The sequence below is a fragment of the Paraglaciecola aestuariivivens genome, assembly GCF_052983255.1.
Map to the genome: position 1 here is coordinate 51403 of NZ_JBRKBA010000006.1, position 19748 is coordinate 71150.

Sequence of the window (19748 nt, forward strand, 5' to 3'; positions counted from 1 at the left end):
ATTAAATTTGTTCCATAAGGCTTGGTTGTAAAACTTGATTTAGCGCCTGTAAATGGGTTTGGATAACCTTCAGGTGCGCTTGATACTGGGCTGGCGATTCAACCCCTTGTTTTATTTGCTCTTCTAAGGCTTTAAAGGCCGCTTCCGAATCTAGCAAAGCGCATTCAAATACAGCCGGGAAAAACTTATACAAATGCAACAATGCACTGTTGGTTTCGTTATTATCTATGGCCGCTTTAAGATCATTTAAACTTTGTTGCCCATGGCTATTTAATTCATAAATGTTGTTTAAAAACCGCTCAGCACTGTATTGGTGATTAACCAGTGCTTGGGCTATATCTACCCCGGGTAAATTCAGACATTGCTGGGTTAATTGAATCACCTTGGGTAATTCGTAAGTGACCGCTATTTCGTCATCTTGTAACGCGCTGTGCTCTATATTGGCAAACTTTTCACCAACAATATCAAAACCAAAAGAGCCGGCTGAACCCACAATTTTATGCGCATATTCAGCAATTAAGCTTAAATCTCTATGTTGTAATGCTTGTTCAATTTGTTGAATTTGTTCAGCTAAATCGCGTTTATAATCTTGCACTAGGGTCAACATATCTTCTTTATGTAATGGCCCTTCATTATCTTTATCTTTGGTGTGGTTTAGCCAAAGATTTAATTTGTTGATCATTGCTTGGCGTTCAATTGGTTTGGTTAAATGATCGTTAAAGCCCAAACGTAAATAATGCTCTATTTGGTGTTTCATATTATTGGCGGTAAGCGCAATAACAGGTGTGACATTGCCTTCGCTGCGGATCTGCTTTAAGGCTTCTGGCCCATCCATATGTGGCATATGAATGTCTAATAAAATCAAATCAAAATTGTGATAGAACAAGGTATCTATAGCTTGTTTTCCACTGTCTACTTCAGTGACTTGAATATTCATACGTTTTAGTAAAATCGCAATCAATTCAAGGCTTTCGGGATGATCATCTGCTAATAACACTTTGCAACCAGCAAAGTTAGGTAAAGCTTTGGGTTTAACAGATTTGGTTGGGGTGGATTGCCAAATTTCGCTGACATTGCTGATCCAAGGCGAATCTTCCACTGTCATTAAAGGCATTTCAAAGCTAAATATTGAGCCTTTTCTAGGTGTACTAGACACCTTAATTTCTCCCCCTAGCCCTTTTGCCAAACTTTGCGAAATACTGAGTCCAAGCCCTATGCCACCCATGCGTCTATTAATAGCGTTGTCGGCTTGAGCAAAAGGTACAAAAAGTTTTTCCAATTGAAGCTCTGCTATACCTTCACCCGAGTCTTTTATTTCAATTTTAAGTTTGTTATCTACTATGCTGACCGACAAGCCAATAAAACCCTTTTCAGTATATTTAATTGCGTTATTGGTAAGGTTAAATAAGATTTGTTTTAAACGCTTAGGGTCGGTATATATTTGCGCCGGAAGTGGGTATGCGTAATCTAGGTGGAAAGCTAAGCCTTTGTCTCTGGCGCGTTTTCCTACCCCAGATTCGAGTTGGGCCAAAATAGAAAACAAAGCTGTGGGTTTATTCTCAAAATCCAGCTTATTAGCTTCAATTTTACTAATGTCCAAAATATCATTCATCACCCTTAATAAATGATTGCCATTGTCGGCCATGATCTCTATCACTCTTTGTTGCTCAGCTTTGTCTATATCTCCCAACAAAATGCCATCGGCGTAACCAATAATAGTGGTAAGCGGAGTGCAAATTTCGTGATTAATAGTGGCTAAAAAGCGTTCTTTTGCCAAAGAGGCTTCAATTAATTCATGGTTAGATTGTTCAAGTTGATAACGGGTCTGACTCAGTGTGGCATTTTGCTCTTGCACTTTTTGTTCAAATTGATGGCATTGCTGCTGAGATTTTTGCATGAGCAATTGACTGTTAAACAAAGTAGAAAAGGCAAAACATAACAAGCCTAAAGTTCCGCTAATTAAGATAAGCAACTCATCATTTATTAACAAAGTAGAGAACATTTCTAGGCTTTCTAAGCCTGCTAACAAGCTAGGAATAAAGCTAATACTTAACCCTATCAGCAAATACTTTGCAGCTTGATGTCCAGTTTGCCATATTTTTACGGCTGCATATCCAGCCACTAGCATCCAAATACTCTGGGTGACCATAACAAAGTTGGGTGCATAACTGAGCATAAAGGCCGAGCTTGGGGCTAAAAGCAATGCAATAACTGCGTTAATTTTTAATACTTTATCTAATAAAAGATAGTGTTTATCTAAGTCTAAAAACGCGGAACAAAATAATGCGCCTAGTAAAGGCAATATAAAGAATGGAATATAGGTATAAGAGAGCATTGGCCACTGAAATAGCTTGCCTGGCAATTGTAAAACAAAGCTGGTGGCAATAAATAAACATAAGGCATAAAGGCCCAGAAATAACAGAGACTTCTGTTTGTTATGAAAATAAACAAAAAGCACTAACAAACCTACGGCCAATATTATGCCAAGGGCAGTAAATTTTAGCGCAGTATCAAAAACTAACCTTTGTTGAAAATGATCTTTAGCTAGCAGTTCTAACTGAGGTTGAGATACATAATACTGGCTGCTTATTTTTACCAGTAACTGATAGTCAAAATTTGCCTTTAATTTAATGGTGCGGGCTGCACCAAATTCATAGTCTGTGCCATATGCATTGCCTGCTGTTAATGGCATACGTTTGTGGTTGTCGTATAAATATATATCGACATTTTCTACATTCGCCTGGGATAAATTAACCACCCATTCTCTATCTGTAGTTTGGGCAGAAATTCTTGTATAAAACCAATAGCTTCCACCACTTAAATCGACATTTTTTACTGGATTTAATTTATTTAACCACTGCGGAATTTCTGAGGGTTTGGCGGGTATATAAGGCGCATCATTGGCACTATATTTACTTACCGTCAGTGGTATTGATTGTGCGTATTTTTGATTAGATTGTTGTGCCAACGATTGGCTATGCATAAAACAAAGGGCGAAAAAAAACAAGGCTAGGCGCCACCTAGATAGCATGGATAGAAAATCAAAACTTAATACAGATTTCTGTCCATTTTGTGGTACCAATCTCATCTGTGGCTTCCTTTGCTTTTATCTTTGTTTTGTAAGCTAAATAATAAGTGATAACAAGGCATTAGACTATAAAACAATGGGTTAAATTAAAAGCAACTATTGACCATCCCCTTAGGTTTTTATTTGTCCATGATGTTGTGCAAAGCAAGTTGATTGCATTTTTTCAAATAAATGCAGCAAGGCTGTGCCATCAAAGCCATGCACTTTATGTAACAAGTAGCTCACCGCTTCTAAAGTGGATAGGCCATTTTGTATTTTAGTTTGCCTAATTTGATATTGATTAGTGGGTGGGCTAGCAAAATGCCAGCTTGGTAGTTCATGCAACCACGGATTCAAATGCCACATTTTTAGTGCTTTGCGCCATGAAGCGTCAATTAAAATCACCGCCTTTTGTTGGTTCGCTAACAATTGAGACTTATTCTCTAAGCTAAGTGTTTCAATGGCTTGGCTATTTTGATTGGGGTAGCACAATACATAGTGATCTTTATTATCCCTTACCTGCTGCGATAACTGGTAAAATGCTTCAGGGTGTTCACCTTGAATTACCTGTAAGTTAGTTAAGCCGAGTTTTAGTAGCTTAACTGTGTTTTTTGCATGATTGGTTTCTTTGGGATGCTGTAAAATAATCAGCTCACAAGGGGCCTTAACAGGTTTGATCCAAGCACATAAACAAGTACTTTGTGGGTAAGCACATTGTGGACACAGGGGGCGTTTAATATGGCTAAGTTCAGACATGTTATTTGGGGCTACTATCGCTTTTTACTTGGTGTTAGTCTGCTGTCTTGTTAAATTTACTTTGCAACTAGTCTTTTATTGATAAAACCTGATATAAAACAGGTGCATGCAAATAACGCAAATTTTTATCGACCCCAAATTTGGGCAACGACACAGATGACAACAAGAGTGGCACATGGCATTTAATAAACAAGTCGATTATATCCCAAATCAAGCTTACGCGGGCGATAATCTAGACTTTTCTGCAGCACAAGATAGACGCTTTCAATCACAAAAGTGGCGCATTTTTATAGGTACTTTTTTATTAGTATTGATAGTGGCAAATTTGGTGATTTGGACCTTACCGCCTTTGTATCAAAGCCAATCTAGCTTGCATTTTTCTTATGCTTCGCAAACCGATCAAGCATATGCTGAATTAGCCCAACGTCAGATCACTATGCATCAACAAAGGCTCAAAAGTCATAATGTATTAACTGCGGTTGCCAACGAACTGGCTCAACAACATTATTTATATCCTTCTGTAGAAGAATTAGTCGAACAACTTAGTGTTGATGCGAGTTTAGCCGGACGTATGATTACCTTAACTGCTACAGGTGAAAATCCCTCTGAGCTTAAACCCTACTTAGATGCATGGATTAAGGTGTATTTGGCCTTAGTTGAAGCCGATAATGAAACCAAAAACAGTCATTTAACTACCCAGTCTTCACAACAACTGGCTTTATTAGAAGAAAAAATAGTTGCGCAAAATGCCCTACTCGAAGCTTTTGCTAACGAAAACAATATTACTTCTTTAGAGCGTGATGAAAATCGTATATTGAGTCAGACTAAAAATTTGGCCAACAATTTAGACCAAGCTCTAGCCGACGAAGCGCAAGCGCAAGCCTTATTAAATAGTGTGATAGAAGCAAATAACGATGGGCAGGTTGTTACCCACCCTGCCGACAAAGCGCAACTAGATAAAATCAAATCGAGCTTAAGTGAAATAAATGCCAATCTCACTGGTTTACGCGAAAAGTATACTCAAGCTTACTTAGACAGAGATCCCGCCATAGTTGCACAACAAAATAAAGCCGCCAATCTCAAACAGCAATTAGCAGCCTTGATAAGCACTAGTCAACAAGAGTATTTACTCGAAATCCAACGTAACTTAAGTGCAGCAAAAGGAAAGGTAGAACAACTAAGCGAACAGCTGGTGGTACAAGATAAAAATGCCCAAATTTTTAGTCAAAACTTAGAACAATACAAACGCCTAGACGACGAGTTAAAAGCCTTGCAAAGCCAAGTTCAAACCCTTAAAAATCAGCAAGTTGCACAAGAGGTAGCTAAACCTTTTGAGGCACAAATTGCAGTGCTTGAACCGGCCTATATTCCCGATTATGCCAGTGCGCCTAATTACCTTTTATTGTCACTCTATAGCCTTGCAGGTGCGTTAGGCTTAGCTATTCTAGCTTTGACTTTATTTAATTTTATTTTTAAACAAAAAACACCTGCAGCAGCAAACCATTTTGTGGTGGTGCCAAATCAGCCACAAGTAGCCGGTTACTCGCCGACTCAAGAGCTAAGTCATAATGCCCCAGGATTATTAACAGAAACTCAGGCTCTGCCTGCGTCCGACCCTATTATTCGGCTATTAAGCGAACAAGAATGTTGTGAGTTATTTAATGTGGCAAATAACCAAGGTAAAACGCTAATAGGTTTAGTGCTAAGTGGCGTGAGTAAAGAAGAGTTATTAAGCCTTAAGCAAGATAATTTCAGTCAAGATTTTCACGTTTTGCAGATTAACAATCAATATTCACGTGTCATATCCCTAGTGCCAGAACTGGCCAAGGTGCTGCAGTCCATGTGCCAAGGCTTAGCAAAGCAAGAGTCTGTGTGGCCAGCCAATGCCGATGCAGAGTATTTTGAACAACTACTGATTAATGCCGGTCACGATGGCCAATTAAACTATCCTGAACAATTAAGTGTTGAGGTGTTAAGGCATACCTATCTCACCTTTTTGGTTAAACAAGGCTGTAAACTTAACGATTTAGAGCTTTTGGCAGGTCATACGCCAGCAAAAGACATAGCCCGTTATAGACAAGTTAATCAACAAGGTAAGCGTACAGATATAGAGAATATTCAAACTTACTTTCCTTTTATTTAGTAATCTTTGCCAGTGAATAACGCAGAATCAACAAAATACGCTAGAATTTGGCGAACTGTAGGGGTTATTCCTAAGGGCAAAGTCGCCAGTTATGGGCAAATTGCTGATTTAGCTGGGCTGCCAGGGCGAGCAAGACTAGTTGGAAAGGCCTTGACTAAGGTACCAAAAGAGCAATTTATACCTTGGTATCGGGTGTTACGCTCGAACGGCCAAATAGCCTTTCCAGCAGGTTCAGAACTAAGCCAAAAGCAAATTGCCTATCTTCAACAAGAAAATGTAGTAGTGTTAAATAACAGAGTTAAGTTAAACGACTTTCAATGGCAGCCAGACTTGGCAGAAATGTTATGGAAATTAGAGTGTTAGCTTAATATAATGAGTTATAATTGTTTTTCTAAGTAAGTACGCTATTTTTTTTCATTAACTACAACTGAGATTTATACAGTGCTTAAAACCTTTGATATAGATGAAATAGAAGAAGGGATGTTCATTGATTCTATCGCTAAGCAGCAAGGTCAAGTTAAGATCACAAGCCGCGGAAGGGTAACCTCAAAAAAAGCGATTTTACAACTTAAAGAGCGTGGCATTTTGTCAGTTGTGGTTGATCTTAGTAAACAACCTAAAGCAGAAGTTGAAGAACAAGATATTCCAGACCCTGCGCCAGAACAACAGCCTTCAGCAGAGCCAGAAGAAGAACTCAATCAAACTCAGCAGGTTTCTTTTGATGAAGAAATCTCAGTTGCAGCTAAGTTACACACTAAAGGTAAAGGCTTACAAAAGTCTATGTTAGACAGTGTAAGCAAAAGCTTACCCATAGACATAGCCATACCCGCAGAATTTACCAACAATCTAGTTTCATCTATTGATCGCAATCCTAATGCATTAATGTGCATGACTAAAATCCGCGAAAAAGACACCTATTTGTTAGAGCATTCGTTAAACGTGGCGATATTATTGGCCAATTTTGGGGCTTACTTAGATTTTCCTGAAGCGAAAATACAAGAATTATCCTTGTCGGGCTTTTTGCACGATATAGGTAAAATTAAAATTCCTGACGAAATTCTGCATAAGCCTGGGCGTTTAGATGAGCAAGAAATGACAGTCATGCGAGATCATGTTTATTACGGTGTGCGTGTTTTAAAAGAAATGGGCATACCCGACACTATAGTGCGTACCATCTCAGAACATCATGAACGCTTAGATGGTTATGGCTACCCAGACGGCCTGCGTGGTGATGAAATTAGCGAATTTGGGCGCATGATTGCAATAGTTGATACCTATGACGCCATTACCGCCGACCGTTGTTATAAAGCCGGTATGTCATCTAAAAAAGCGTTGCAAATACTCTTGCAAGATTCGCCAAGCAAATACGACGAAGCCCTAGTAAAACAGTTTGTGAAATGTGTTGGTGTGTATCCAGTGGGAAGTTTAGTCAAGCTCGACAACGACAACCTTGCTATGGTACTTAAGCAGCATAAAGAACAGCCAGTTAAACCAATAGTCAAAGCCTTTTTTGATATTAAAGGCGACCACTATATTAAACCAAAAGAGATTGATTTAGCTGCGGCTGGTAATCGTATTAAAATAGTAGATGCGGTAATAGCCAGTGACTTTAAGCTTGATTTTAACAAGTACTTTAACGAATCAATCGCTATTTAGTAGGTATAAGCTAGCCAACAAAGCTAACGAATATCTGCTTGGTTTAGTATTACCCTAACCTGATCTGTCGTCACATCAGACGGGCATATCCCTTTATTCACTAAGGTCTCTCTGACAATTTCAGGATCATGAGTTGAAAACTGAGCGCTATTTTTTTGAAGATAGCGAGTTAACTTTTGTTGCATTTTTCGTGTTAAACAAGACATCTGTACATCTTAACCACTAGTATTTTAATAAATATATTGGCCTGCTTTTTAGTTTTTAAAGCCGCAGACACACCAAATCAATTACAGGCTAAACCATATTCAATTACCGAGCCAATTTATTTTTATCTAAGTAAGTCAATAAGATAACTAAAAAACTTGGGTAACCTCATTTTCAACTTGTAAAAAATTTTGACAATATTTTTAAAGTTTAAACCTTTGGATAACCTTTACTTAATAATCGACCTTACCATAATGGTAATACAATATTGTATTATTGGTTGACAATTGTTTGCTTTGTTTATTAGTATTGAATTGTTGAAATGATGGTTTGGTTTAGGTTTACCTTTATGCATTAGATTCGTTTAGCTTGCTAAATTGATCTCAAGGTAGGAAAGGCATAAGTCTTTGCCCAGAGTTGGCGAGCTGCTTCCTTACAAAATTTATACTAATTTTTTTACAATGTAAGCCCACCTATGTGGTGAGCAATTTTCATACTCAAATACACAGCTATTTATATATTTAGGAGCAAAATATGGAAAAGCCTACCATAGGATTTATAGGCCTTGGCCTGATGGGCAGCAATATGGTTGAAAACCTTCAAAACAGAGGGTTTGACTTAATTGTTTTGGATTTAAACAAAGATGCAGTGGATAAAGTTGTAGCACGAGGTGCTCAAAAAGCCGAGTCTGCAGCTGAGCTTGCCGCCAAAAGCGACATTATTATGCTTTGTTTAACTACCTCTAACGTTGTAGAAAAATTGGTTTACGCTGAAGACGGTATTTTAGCTGGCATTAAAGAAGGCGCAGTCTTAATTGACTTTGGTACTTCTATTCCGGCTTCAACTCGTAAAATTGGCGCTGACTTAGCTAAAAAAGGCGCTGGCATGATAGATGCCCCGCTTGGTAGAACACCAGCTCACGCTAAAGACGGCTTGTTAAATATTATGGCCTCTGGCGACAAAGAAACCTTTGAAAAGGTTAAACCTATTCTAGAACAACAAGGTGAAAACGTATTTTATCTTGGTGCTTTAGGTGCAGGCCACACCACTAAATTAATTAACAACTTTATTGGTATGACAACTGTTACCGCTATGTCTCAAGCTTTTGCTGTGGCAGACCGTGCTGGTGTAGATCGTCAACAACTTTTCGATATTATGTCTACCGGACCTTCTAGTTCACCCTTTATGCAATTCTGTAAGAACTATGCAGTTGATGGAGTGAGTGATTTAGGTTTCTCTATTGGTAATGCCAACAAAGATTTGGGTTACTTTTTAGAAATGGTTAAAGATCTTGGCACCAGAGCGCAAATTGCTGAAGGTACCTCAGCCAATCTTCAAGCTGCATTTGATGCAGGTATGGGGAACGGTAACGTGCCTGAAATCTACGACTATTTTCGTAAATTAGACACCTAAAGTCGTCTTTTACCCCGGCCAGCCATAGCTTTAACTGTGGCTGGCAATTTTTTAACTCACCCTAAGCTTTGCCTTCGAGTTTATCCATCTACCTAGAATTCTGAATGAATAAATTAGTATTACCAAATTTGAATATATTGGTAATAATTTGTAATGGTAATTGGTTGACTTTTGGTGTGGTGCTCAGTTACATTGACTTTTACTGTTTATTTTTTGTGGTGATTTGTTGCTACATTGAGTTGGCTATTGAAAGCATTAGTTCATTAAGCCCAGTTATGACCAAGCTGTTGTGCAATTCCATGCGAGCTTAAAACGTTTTGAGTGATACGAGGTTCCGTTACATGTTAGCTAAAAATTCTACATTTCCGTATTGGGCTGCACTAATTGTTTCAATACTCTTTACTTTGGGTTGCAGTCATTCCCCACAAACTGCAGACCAATCAGCAAAATTGCAAAATAATGAAAAATTGGTCAGCACTCAACAACAATTTTTAGCTGTAGCTGAATCATTGCAGCCTGGCGACACTATAGTGTTAGCCAATGGCGAGTGGAAAGACTTTGAAATACTGTTTAAAGGTCAAGGTACTGCCACACAACCTATTAGCCTAAAAGCTCAAACCAATGGACAAGTTTACTTAACCGGTCTTTCTAATTTACGTTTAGCTGGTGAACATTTGCATGTTGAAGGCTTAGTATTTAAAAATGGCTACAGTCCAACAGGCGAAGTTATTGCATTTCGTCAAGACGATTCACTGTTAGCTAATCATTCGCGAGTCACTCAGGTGGTGATTGATGGGTTTAGCAACCCAGATAAATTTAATGCCGATAAATGGGTAGTGTTGTACGGTAAAAACAATAGGTTTGACCATAACCACTTATCTGGCAAAAGTAACGCTGGGGTAACTATGGCGGTTAGACTTAACTCTGTTGCCAGCCAAGAAAACCATCACAGCATTGATCATAATTATTTTGGCCCCCGTCCTATTTTAGGTTCAAATGGTGGCGAAACCCTGCGTATTGGTACCAGTAAATATTCTTTAAGTGATTCTTTTACCCGAGTAGAAAATAACTATTTTGATCGCTGCAATGGTGAAGTAGAAATTATTTCTAATAAATCGGGTAAAAATGCCTTTATAAACAATGTGTTTTTCGAAAGTCGCGGCACCCTAACCCTACGTCACGGTAACGGCAATTTAGTCGAAGGCAATGTTTTTTTTGGTAATGGCAAACATCACACTGGTGGTATTCGTGTGATTAACGCTAACCAAACCATACGAAATAACTATATGGAAGGCTTAACCGGCATTCGCTTTGGCGGTGGCTTTACCATAATGAATGGTGTGCCTAATTCCTCTATTAATAGATATCACCAAGTTAAAGACAGCTTAATTGAAAACAATACCCTAATAGACGTAGATAATATTAATTTGGCTGCAGGTAGCGACCAAGAACGTTCAGCCGTGCCAATCAATAGTCGCTTTGCCAATAACTTAGTGGTTAATCAGCAAGCACAGCATTCGTTCAATATTTTTGATGATGTGTCTGGAATTGCCTTTGCAAATAATTTGACTAACCAAGCCCCTCCAAAAGCCATTGCCCAAGGTTTTAAGGTAGAACAATTAGACTTAGTCAGAGGTGCCAACGGTTTATTACAAAGCCAACAGGCACAACAAAGCCAAGTAGGCGCGGCGAATTTAACCCCAGTAGCTAAGCAAGATACTGGGGTAACTTGGTATCCAAAAAATTCAAACACAGTGGCTTTTGACTCAGGCAAAAAAGTCGCTATTTCATCTGCCGAACAGTTAATGCAGCAGATTGCTCAGGTGCCAGACGGCACAGTATTAGAGTTGCAACCGGGCGAATACGATATTAATAAACAATTGCAAGTTCGTTCAGTGGTGACCCTAAAAGCCGCACAAGCTGGCACTGTTACCCTTTATCCTATGCGTTCTTTAACCTTTGAAATAGAAGATGGCGGCAACTTAAAACTACAAGGCTTACACATCTCAGGAGTAAAATCTCCCGACAATGCAGGCAATGTACTGATCCGTAATACTAAAGTTCCGACTTTACTTAATTATCGATTACATATTATCGATTCAGAAATTCGTGACCTAAATGTTAATCATTCTGCTCACGTATTTGATGCTGGCTATCGCAGCATGGCCGACCATATTTTGATCAAAAACACCCAATTTAAAAATATTACTGGCGATGTTTTGCGCTTAGACAAAGAGCAAGACGATCTAGGTATTTACAATGCCGAATACGTCACTATCGAAAACGCTAGTTTTGAAAACATTCAAGGCGCAGTAGCTAAAATATATCGTGGTGGTACTGACGAAAGCACCTTTGGTCCGCACTTTAGCCTAACCCAAAGCAAAGTCATTAATGTTGGCCATGGTAAACGTAATAAAAGCCGCTCTGCTATTTTCTTGCTAGGGGTACAACAAACATTGTTGCAAGAAAACCGTTTTGAGAATAGCAAGGTGACAACCATAGACCATACTGTGGGTGAGCCTATTACTCGTATACTCGATAATAAATTTTTAAACACCCCCATGCCTAAGGTCACAGAAACCTATGCAAAAGGACCTTCTACTGCACAAATGCAAGGAAATATCACACTATGAAACAGATTCTAAGTATTTTTACTTTGTGGTTAGTAGTTAATCTAGATGTAGTAGCTGGAAACTTACTCGACACCCCTCAACAAATAGACGCTATGCGTCAGGCGGCTCAACAAAGTGGTTCTTTTAGTGATGAGTTTAAACAGCGCACAGCCAAGGTTGATGCCGCGTTAAATCGTAAAATTAATGTGCCTTTGCCGGCCGATGCTGGTGGCGGTTATACCCACGAAGTGCATAAAACTAACTATGCATTGATGCGTGATGCTGGGCGACTTTTTATCATCACCCAAAATAAAAAGTACGCCACTTTTGTACGCGATATGTTGTTTAAATATGCCGATATGTATCCTACTTTGCCTTTGCACCCAAAACAAAAAGAGCAATCACCTGGTAAGCTGTTTTGGCAAAGTCTAAACGAAGCAGTGTGGTTAGTGCACAGTATTCAAGGTTACGACGCCATTAAATCACAGCTAAGCGCCGATGAAAGAAGCAAGATTGAGAAAGGCGTGTTTGAGCCTATGGTGCGCTATTTGTCAGACGAGTCACCACAAACCTTTGATAAAATTCATAACCATGGCACCTGGGCTGTGGCTGGTGTGGGCATGGCTGGTTATGTGCTAAATAAACCTCATTGGGTAGAGAAATCTTTATACGGTTTAGACCTATCTGGAAAAGGCGGATTCATGCGTCAACTTGACGAACTATTCTCGCCTCAAGGATATTACAACGAAGGTCCATATTATCAGCGTTATGCTTTAATGCCTTTTGTGCTGTTTGCCAAAGCCATAGACGTGAATCAACCCGAACGTAAAATCTTTGAATACCGAAATGAGATCTTACTAAAAGCCATCACTACTACTATTGAGTTAAGTTACAACGGTTTGTTTTTTGGCATTAACGATGCCATTAAAGATAAAGGCATAGATACCCTAGAACTGGTACATGGGGTAACCATTGCTTATAACAAAACCAAAGAAAAAGGTTTATTAACTATAGCCAAGCAACAAAACCAAATTTTGCTAACTGGCGATGGCTTAGAAGTCGCTCAAGATCTAGATGAAGGCTTGGCTCAACCCTACCCGTTTGAATCTACTGTTTACACAGATGGAATTAAAGGTGACGAAGGTGCCTTAGTGGTACTTCGTCAAAACCAAGCGGCCGAGCACCAAACCTTAGTATTCAAAGCTACCTCTCAGGGCTTAGGCCATGGCCACTTTGATAAATTAAATTGGATTTTTTATAACGCTGGTGAAGAAGTTGTATACGACTATGGCGCAGCTCGTTTTTTAAATGTTGAAGCAAAATACGGCGGCCACTATTTAGCCGAAAACAATTCTTATGCAAAACAAACCATTGCCCACAATACTTTAGTGGTCGATCAAACCAGTCATTTCGATGGCAACACTAAAGTGGGTAATCAACGTCACCCTGAATTGCTATTTACTGAATTAGACTCACACATGCAGATCACTGCCGCGCGTATGGATAATGCTTACGATGATGTGGCTTTTGGTCGCACTCAAGCGTTAATCAACAGCCCAGAAGGATTTGTATTTGTGTTAGATATTTTAGATGTTGAAACACAAGGCCAACATCAATTTGATTTGCCAGTTCATTTTAATGGCCAATATATAGATTCAAACATCAGTTTGCAGGCTCACACCAAACAGCAAAGTGCGCTAGGTGATAAAAATGGTTATCAACACTTATGGTTACAAGCACAAGGCAAAGTTGATAATCAATTAACTCGAGTGACATGGTTAAAAGATAAAACCTTTTATACCCATAGCACAGTTGTGAATACCCCGCACAATAAAAACGCCTCTTCGCCAGCGCATGAACTTATGATGGTGCGCATTGGGGCCAACGATCCAAACTTTAATCTAATCGCTAAACAAGCTCTGATAAATCGTGTAACAAGCGATAAAAACCTACAGTTTTTAAGCGTATTAGAAGTGCATGGCGAATATAACGGTACCCGCGAATTTACCGTAAACAGTGCCAGCCAATTAAAAGATCTTAAAAATGTAAGTGATAAAAGTAGCAATAAACAAGTGCAGCTGTTTAAGGTAAGTTTTGCTCCAGATATCACCTATTTAGTGGCCATAGCTCAAAATGCGTCAGGCTCAGAAAGCCAAACTAGTTTTAAGTATTTAGACAAGGTGTTTAGCATGCAAGGCAAGGCGCAACTTTTTAAATTATAAAAGTGTGTCATCTTTGGCAAAACAACAATAACTCAAACGGATAACTCTGCGACAGGTACGATTAAGATGAAAAATTTAAGATGGTGGGTCATTGCCTTGGTTGCGTTAGCAACTGTCATTAACTATATCGATAGACAATCACTTAGCGTGCTTTGGCCTTTTATGGGTAAAGAGATCTATCCAGAAAAAAGCGATGCTGAACTAAAAGAAGTGTATGGCATTATCAGCATAGTGTTTTTGTTTTCCTATGCTTTTGGTCAGGCCATTTTTGGAAAAATATTTGACTGGATCGGCACCCGCTTAGGTTTTGTTTTATCTATAGGTATTTGGTCACTTGCCACTGTATTACATGCTTTTGCTCAAGGTATTTTAACTTTTAGTATATTCCGCGCTATTTTAGGGGTATCTGAGGCAGGTAACTGGCCGGGGGCAGCCAAAGCCAATGCCGAATGGTTTCCAACCCGCGAACGGGCTTTAGCTCAAGGTATCTTTAATTCAGGTGCGGCCATAGGCGGCATTGTTTCTATTCCACTAATCGCTTACTTAGCCTTGTTTTTCAGCTGGAAAGTAATATTCATTTTAGTTGGCTGTACAGGCTTATTATGGTTAATCCCTTGGTTGATAGTCGTTAAGTCACCACCTGGCTCTCACCCTTGGATCACAGAAGAAGAGCGCGAATATATTCTGACTGGGCAAAAAAATGAAACCCTAGATGCCGGCGGAAAAATTGTTGCCGAATATACCCCAACAACCAAACAACTGTTATCGCACAAACAAAGCTGGGGGGTGATAGTCGCCACTGCAGCCATAGATCCTATTTGGTGGCTGTTTATTGTGTGGATCCCAACCTATCTTGTTGAAGTCTATCAAATGGACGTTAAAGGCTTAGCCATATATGGGTGGGTACCTTATGTTGGAGCCATGTTAGGTGCTTGGTTTGGAGGCTTGCTGGCACAAAACCGATTAAAAGCCGGTTGGTCGGTAAACAAAACCCGTAAGCTGGTCATTAGCTTAGGTTGCTTAATTATGTTGCCAGCGTTATTGGCCTTGGCTAACCCAGGTGGCGAAGTGGCAGCTGTATTAATCATGGCAACTATCTTATTTGGTTTCCAAACCTCTATTGGTAATGTGCAAACCTTACCCAGTGATTTGTTTGGTGGAAAAACCGTAGGTACTTTGTCGGGCTTTGCAGGCATGAGCGCTAAGTTAGCAGCTGGTTTGTTGATTTATTTAGTGCCTAGCCTTACTGCTGATGGTAGCTATGCCATAGTGTTTGCTATAGGCGCCGCCTTAGCCATTGTCGCTATGTTGGGCGTGTTGTTGTTATGCCCAATCATAGAGCCTGTTAAAGCTAAAGCTCGAGATTAATAGCATGTTCAAGCGTTTAATTTTTTCATATTTAAGCTTAACTGTGCTGGCTAGCAGCACAGTTATAGCATCGGAACATACACTTCCTGAATCACATCAGCAATTAGCCGAAGGTGTATTGTTAGGTGATATGAGCAAGTTAGACCCTAACAAAAAGCCTAGTGAAAACTTTGATTTATTAGACTGGAGCTTAACCTTACCCACAGACTTAAATAAAGATAAAAAAGCCGACATGGTTTACGAAAAACCATTAAGCGAAGGCTTTGAACTTAAGCCTTTATTTTATACAGCTGCAGACGGTGGGTTGGTTTTTGCTTGTCCTAATGTAGGGGCTAAAACCTCTAAAAATACTAAATATGCCAGAACAGAACTAAGAGAAATGCTCAGACGAGGCAACACCCGCCATAAAACTCAGGGGGTTACCGGTAATAACTGGGTGTTTAGTTCTGCACATGGTTCTGAGCGTAAAAGTGCTGGAGCGGTAGAAGGCAGCTTAGAAGCAACCTTAGCGGTAAACCGAGTCTCTACCACAGGTGATGAAAAAATGGTGGGGCGGGTAATTATTGGCCAAATTCATGCTACTAAAGATGAGCCAATACGTTTGTACTACCGTAAATTACCCAACAACGCTAAAGGCTCAATTTATTTTGCCCATGAAATCAATGGTGGCGATGACATCTGGATCAATCTGTTGGGCTCTCGTTCACACACTTTGGTCGATCCAGAAGACGGTATTGCCCTCAACGAAAAGTTTAGTTACAAAATCACCGTCGAAAATGACATTTTATTTGTCACCCTTATTCGTGAAAATCGACCCAACATTACTCGCTCATTCGACATGAGCAATAGCGGCTACAATAAAAGCAATCAATATATGTATTTTAAAGCCGGTGTATACAATCAAAACAATGGTGGTGCCGACGGAGACTACGTACAGGCCACTTTCTATCATATCCACAACATTCACGACGGCTATAAATTTTAACTTAACCCCTTTAGGGATTAAGCATGTTTTTAGATCTAAGGCGTTTAAATTAATTTTAAACGCCTAATTTTTTGCCCGCACTCTAAGCTTTAACCTAAGTGATTCAAACCAATTTTAAAATTGGTAAATGCTTATAAGTCATATTGGTTGAACTTTTGGTTTATCTATTGGTTGTTAATTTGGTTTTATTTGCGTATATTCTAGTTAACAAACTCGTTACACAAATACCACAAGCGATTAGTAGTCACATGTCGCTTTTTTTTAAACATCGGAGAACTCGATATGTCGTCGATATTAGGGAAATACCAACACCAAAATGGTCAACCAAAGCAACTCGTTGTATCACCTATTGCAAAATGGGTTAGAGCTGCAGTACTGGCCGGTGTTACCAGTTCAATTGCAACCTCAGTTGCCGCACAAGAAACCCCAGCGCAACCAGAAAATGATGACTCAGTAGAAGTAATTGAGGTAACTGGTACGCGAAAAACCATTCAAGACCAAATTGCCATTAAGCGCGAATCTACCACTGTAGTCGATGGTTTATCAGCTGAAGACATTGGCGATTTGCCTGCTTTGTCTATAGGTGAAGCGCTAGAGTCTATTACTGGTGCGGCTTCACACCGTGAAAATGGTGGGGCAACCGAAATCACCATTCGTGGTTTGGGGCCATTCTTAAGTGCAACCCATATCAACGGACGAGAAGCGACTAACGGTAGTGGCGACCGCTCGGTAAACTTTTCTCAATTCCCATCTGAATTAATGAAAAAAGTGGCGATATACAAAACCCAAGACGCCTCTATGATTGAAGGTGGTGTAGCTGGGGTTATCACACTCGAAACCCTTAAGCCTTTAGATTTTGGTAAACAACGTTTTCAAGCCGAAGTTAAACTTAACCACAATCCAGACCAAAGCAATGTTAATAACTCTTTGCAAGGAGATTTAGGTTATCGCGGCACCCTTAGCTTTGTTGATCAGTTTGAATTTGATAACGGTCAATCTTTAGGGGTGACTGTAGGTTGGCAACGTCAAGATATCAGCCAACCCGAAGCTGAATACCGTAGTTCAAGCCCTACAGGTTCGTCGCTATGGGCATGTTTAAACGACCCTAGCAATATGAACGAAGGTTTCTTCCGCAGCAGTGCTGGTGATTGTGAAGACCAAGTGAATGGCAGCAATAACCAGGGTTACCAAACCGATATAGATCCTGCCACAGGACGTGCCGAAAGTGCCGGTACACCTTATGCTTGGACAGGCTCTAGCCGAAGCTTTCGTCAAAACGAAACCTCAGACCAAAGAGACGCATTATTCTTAGGCCTACAATTTCGTCCGTCGGCAGATTGGGATATAAACTTCGACGCCCAAGTGTCAGATCGTACCCAAGAAGAAGCCCGTCACGACTTACTGTTTCTACAAAAGCGTGTGACTCCAGGGGTAACAGGGCAAAGCCTAATCACTAACAATGTAGGCGGCATTCTACAGTGGGCTGGTGAAGAACGTTTTGAATCGGCTGGCGAACAGTTTTCACGTGAAGAAAACTATCGTGGTGGTGGCTTAAGTGTTGAACATTTCTTTAATGAAAAGTTAACCATAAGCGCTGATGTTTCTTACTCAAAAACTAACCGTGAAGAACTACAAATTTCAAACCGTGGACGCACCGGAAATCGCCCTTTCTTTTCATGGCAAATGGGTGACTATATTCCTCACCTAACAGTGACTAATTTTGATGTCACCGACATTTCAAACTTTACCGACAGCTTACGTACCCGTATCGACCGTGAAAACGTACGCGAAAACGAAATTGTATCTGCACGCTTAGACTTTAATTACGCCTTAGACAGCGAGGTATTTACCAGCGTACAAGCGGGTATTCGTATGTCAGAGCTAAGTTTTGTGCAATTTGGGGGGAGCAATGGTAACGGTTCACGTAACCAATTTACCCTTGACGAAGGGGTAATCTCTGCCCTAGACGTGCTACAAGGTTGCCAAATAGACTTCCCAGAAACTGATTATATGTCATCTGTGTCAGACGGTGACTTGGTTACCAATGTTGACAGTGCAGGCAACCCTATCGCCAGTGGTACTGGGTCTTCTTGGGCGACTTACGACAATGTGTGTTTCTCTAAAGCTATAGTTGCTTCTCAGGGTGGTGAGTTTGCTTACCCTGAATTAGAGTACGAAAATGCTGGCACCATAGACGTGACAGAAGAAACCACAGCTGCCTATGTCATGACTAACTTTGATACCGAAATGCACGACAGAGTCGTACGCGGTAACTTTGGTCTAAGAGTTGTCAATTCAGAAGTCACCTCAGTTGGTTTTAGACAAGGCTTTAATGTGGTGACTAACGAACTAGGTGTGCTTAGTTTAGTGTCAAACAATAACATCGAGCGCATAGTAGGTGGCGGTGATTACACCGAAGTCTTACCTAGTTTTAACCTAGTAGTAGATTACGCAGACGACATACTATTAAGAGCAGGCATTTACCGTGGCATGTCGCGCGCCGATCCATCAGATTTAGGTTACAGCCGTACTTTCCAAACAGACGACGATGTAGCACCAGAAACCATCAGCGATTTATTAGTGGGTATTAATGGTTCAGGTAACCCTAATACTCAGCCACTTATGTCATGGAACTATGATGTCGCCTTTGAGTGGTATCCAAACGAAGATGCCATTTTAGCTTTAGGTTTTTACTACAAGCAGTTTAATGGTGGCTTCCAACAGCAAACCGTATTAGAAAACTTCACTATTGAAGGGGTAGATATTGCCTTACCTATCACTAACTCTGTTACCACAGATAAAGAAAGTGACTTGCTTGGTTTAGAAGCCTCACTTGCTTATCGTTGGGACAACGGCTTAGGGGTAAAAATTGGTTATAACTACGCTGATACTGACTTTGAATTTGAAGACAGTAACTACGGCGATACTTTTGTTACCGACCTTAACGGTGTAACTACCCAACTAACTGAAGGCATTATTCCTCCAGGCGCAGTACCTGGCTTCTCTGAGCACGTATTTAGTGGACAAGTGTATTACCAAATTGGTGATTTTGACTCAGCGCTTATCTACAAATACCGCAGTGAGTACTTTCAGCCATACACCAGTAATGGCACCAGACTTCGTTTTGTCGATGAAGTTGGCGTGTGGGAGGCGCGAGCGTCTTACAAAATCAACAAGCACCTGAAAGTAAAAGTAGAAGCTATCAACCTATTTAGTGCCCCTCGTTCAGACGATTTTTATGTGCAAGGTAACTTAGGGCAACTGAGTGATTACGGTCCACGTTTATTCGCGGGAATTAGCTTCAAGTACTAGTCGCTTGAAA

The 19748-nt window shown here is 40.1% G+C and carries 12 protein-coding genes; 9 read left to right on the forward strand and 3 right to left on the reverse strand.

Translation table 11 applies throughout. The annotated features are described in order from the left end of the window. Position 1 precedes the first annotated feature (1 nt). On the reverse strand, positions 2 to 3088 hold the full coding sequence (locus ACVCDT_RS10440; RefSeq protein WP_447132718.1) for a response regulator: 3087 nt from the start codon (positions 3086 to 3088) through the stop codon (positions 2 to 4). A gap of 111 nt (positions 3089 to 3199) precedes the next feature. After that, positions 3200 to 3823, reverse strand: a complete 624-nt coding sequence (locus tag ACVCDT_RS10445) for a tRNA-uridine aminocarboxypropyltransferase (protein ID WP_447132719.1) — start codon at positions 3821 to 3823, stop codon at positions 3200 to 3202. A 175-nt stretch (positions 3824 to 3998) separates the two neighbouring features. On the opposite strand from ACVCDT_RS10445, the gene ACVCDT_RS10450 reads away from it, so the two are divergent. From ACVCDT_RS10450 to ACVCDT_RS10460, 3 genes are all read left to right on the forward strand, one after another. Next, complete coding sequence (locus tag ACVCDT_RS10450; RefSeq protein ID WP_447132720.1) at positions 3999 to 5966, forward strand: hypothetical protein; 1968 nt, start codon at positions 3999 to 4001, stop codon at positions 5964 to 5966. 12 nt (positions 5967 to 5978) lie between these two features. After that, positions 5979 to 6329: an MGMT family protein gene (locus tag ACVCDT_RS10455; protein ID WP_447132721.1), complete on the forward strand. Its 351-nt coding sequence runs from the start codon at positions 5979 to 5981 to the stop codon at positions 6327 to 6329. Positions 6330 to 6407: 78 nt separating this feature from the next. Then, positions 6408 to 7622 (forward strand): cyclic di-GMP phosphodiesterase, encoded by a 1215-nt coding sequence (locus ACVCDT_RS10460; protein WP_447132722.1) that lies wholly within the window; start codon positions 6408 to 6410, stop codon positions 7620 to 7622. 23 nt (positions 7623 to 7645) lie between these two features. Here ACVCDT_RS10460 and ACVCDT_RS10465 read toward each other — a convergent pair whose 3' ends face one another. Further along, positions 7646 to 7828: a hypothetical protein gene (locus ACVCDT_RS10465; RefSeq protein ID WP_447132723.1), complete on the reverse strand. Its 183-nt coding sequence runs from the start codon at positions 7826 to 7828 to the stop codon at positions 7646 to 7648. A gap of 532 nt (positions 7829 to 8360) precedes the next feature. Here ACVCDT_RS10465 and ACVCDT_RS10470 point away from each other — a divergent pair. The 6 genes from ACVCDT_RS10470 to ACVCDT_RS10495 all read left to right on the forward strand — a co-directional run bounded on the left by ACVCDT_RS10470 (position 8361) and on the right by ACVCDT_RS10495 (position 19738). Then, the gene (locus ACVCDT_RS10470) at positions 8361 to 9239 is read left to right on the forward strand and encodes an NAD(P)-dependent oxidoreductase (protein ID WP_447132724.1); all 879 of its coding nucleotides are present in this window, start codon (positions 8361 to 8363) and stop codon (positions 9237 to 9239) included. A 341-nt stretch (positions 9240 to 9580) separates the two neighbouring features. Continuing rightward, a complete protein-coding gene (locus ACVCDT_RS10475; RefSeq protein WP_447132725.1) occupies positions 9581 to 11872 on the forward strand; it encodes a chondroitinase-B domain-containing protein in 2292 nt (763 codons plus the stop codon). Next, positions 11869 to 14073, forward strand: a complete 2205-nt coding sequence (locus ACVCDT_RS10480) for a heparinase II/III domain-containing protein (RefSeq protein ID WP_447132726.1) — start codon at positions 11869 to 11871, stop codon at positions 14071 to 14073. Before ACVCDT_RS10475 ends, ACVCDT_RS10480 begins: the two co-directional genes overlap by 4 nt. A 60-nt stretch (positions 14074 to 14133) precedes the next feature. Further along, positions 14134 to 15441 carry an MFS transporter gene (locus ACVCDT_RS10485; RefSeq protein WP_447132939.1) on the forward strand — a complete coding sequence of 436 codons (1308 nt, stop codon included), beginning with the start codon at positions 14134 to 14136 and terminating at the stop codon, positions 15439 to 15441. Between the two features lie 4 nt (positions 15442 to 15445). Next, complete coding sequence (locus ACVCDT_RS10490; protein ID WP_447132727.1) at positions 15446 to 16426, forward strand: polysaccharide lyase family 7 protein; 981 nt, start codon at positions 15446 to 15448, stop codon at positions 16424 to 16426. Between the two features lie 282 nt (positions 16427 to 16708). Further along, positions 16709 to 19738 carry a TonB-dependent receptor gene (locus tag ACVCDT_RS10495; RefSeq protein WP_447132728.1) on the forward strand — a complete coding sequence of 1010 codons (3030 nt, stop codon included), beginning with the start codon at positions 16709 to 16711 and terminating at the stop codon, positions 19736 to 19738. Positions 19739 to 19748: the final 10 nt, after the last annotated feature.

Coding starts and splice junctions, on each gene's coding strand:
- ACVCDT_RS10440 (WP_447132718.1), bottom strand. CDS start 3,088: ATGAGATTGGTACCACAAAATGGACAGAAATCTGTATTAAGTTTTGAT.
- ACVCDT_RS10445 (WP_447132719.1), bottom strand. CDS start 3,823: ATGTCTGAACTTAGCCATATTAAACGCCCCCTGTGTCCACAATGTGCT.
- ACVCDT_RS10450 (WP_447132720.1), top strand. CDS start 3,999: ATGGCATTTAATAAACAAGTCGATTATATCCCAAATCAAGCTTACGCG.
- ACVCDT_RS10465 (WP_447132723.1), bottom strand. CDS start 7,828: ATGTCTTGTTTAACACGAAAAATGCAACAAAAGTTAACTCGCTATCTT.
- ACVCDT_RS10470 (WP_447132724.1), top strand. CDS start 8,361: ATGGAAAAGCCTACCATAGGATTTATAGGCCTTGGCCTGATGGGCAGC.
- ACVCDT_RS10475 (WP_447132725.1), top strand. CDS start 9,581: ATGTTAGCTAAAAATTCTACATTTCCGTATTGGGCTGCACTAATTGTT.
- ACVCDT_RS10480 (WP_447132726.1), top strand. CDS start 11,869: ATGAAACAGATTCTAAGTATTTTTACTTTGTGGTTAGTAGTTAATCTA.
- ACVCDT_RS10490 (WP_447132727.1), top strand. CDS start 15,446: ATGTTCAAGCGTTTAATTTTTTCATATTTAAGCTTAACTGTGCTGGCT.
- ACVCDT_RS10495 (WP_447132728.1), top strand. CDS start 16,709: ATGTCGTCGATATTAGGGAAATACCAACACCAAAATGGTCAACCAAAG.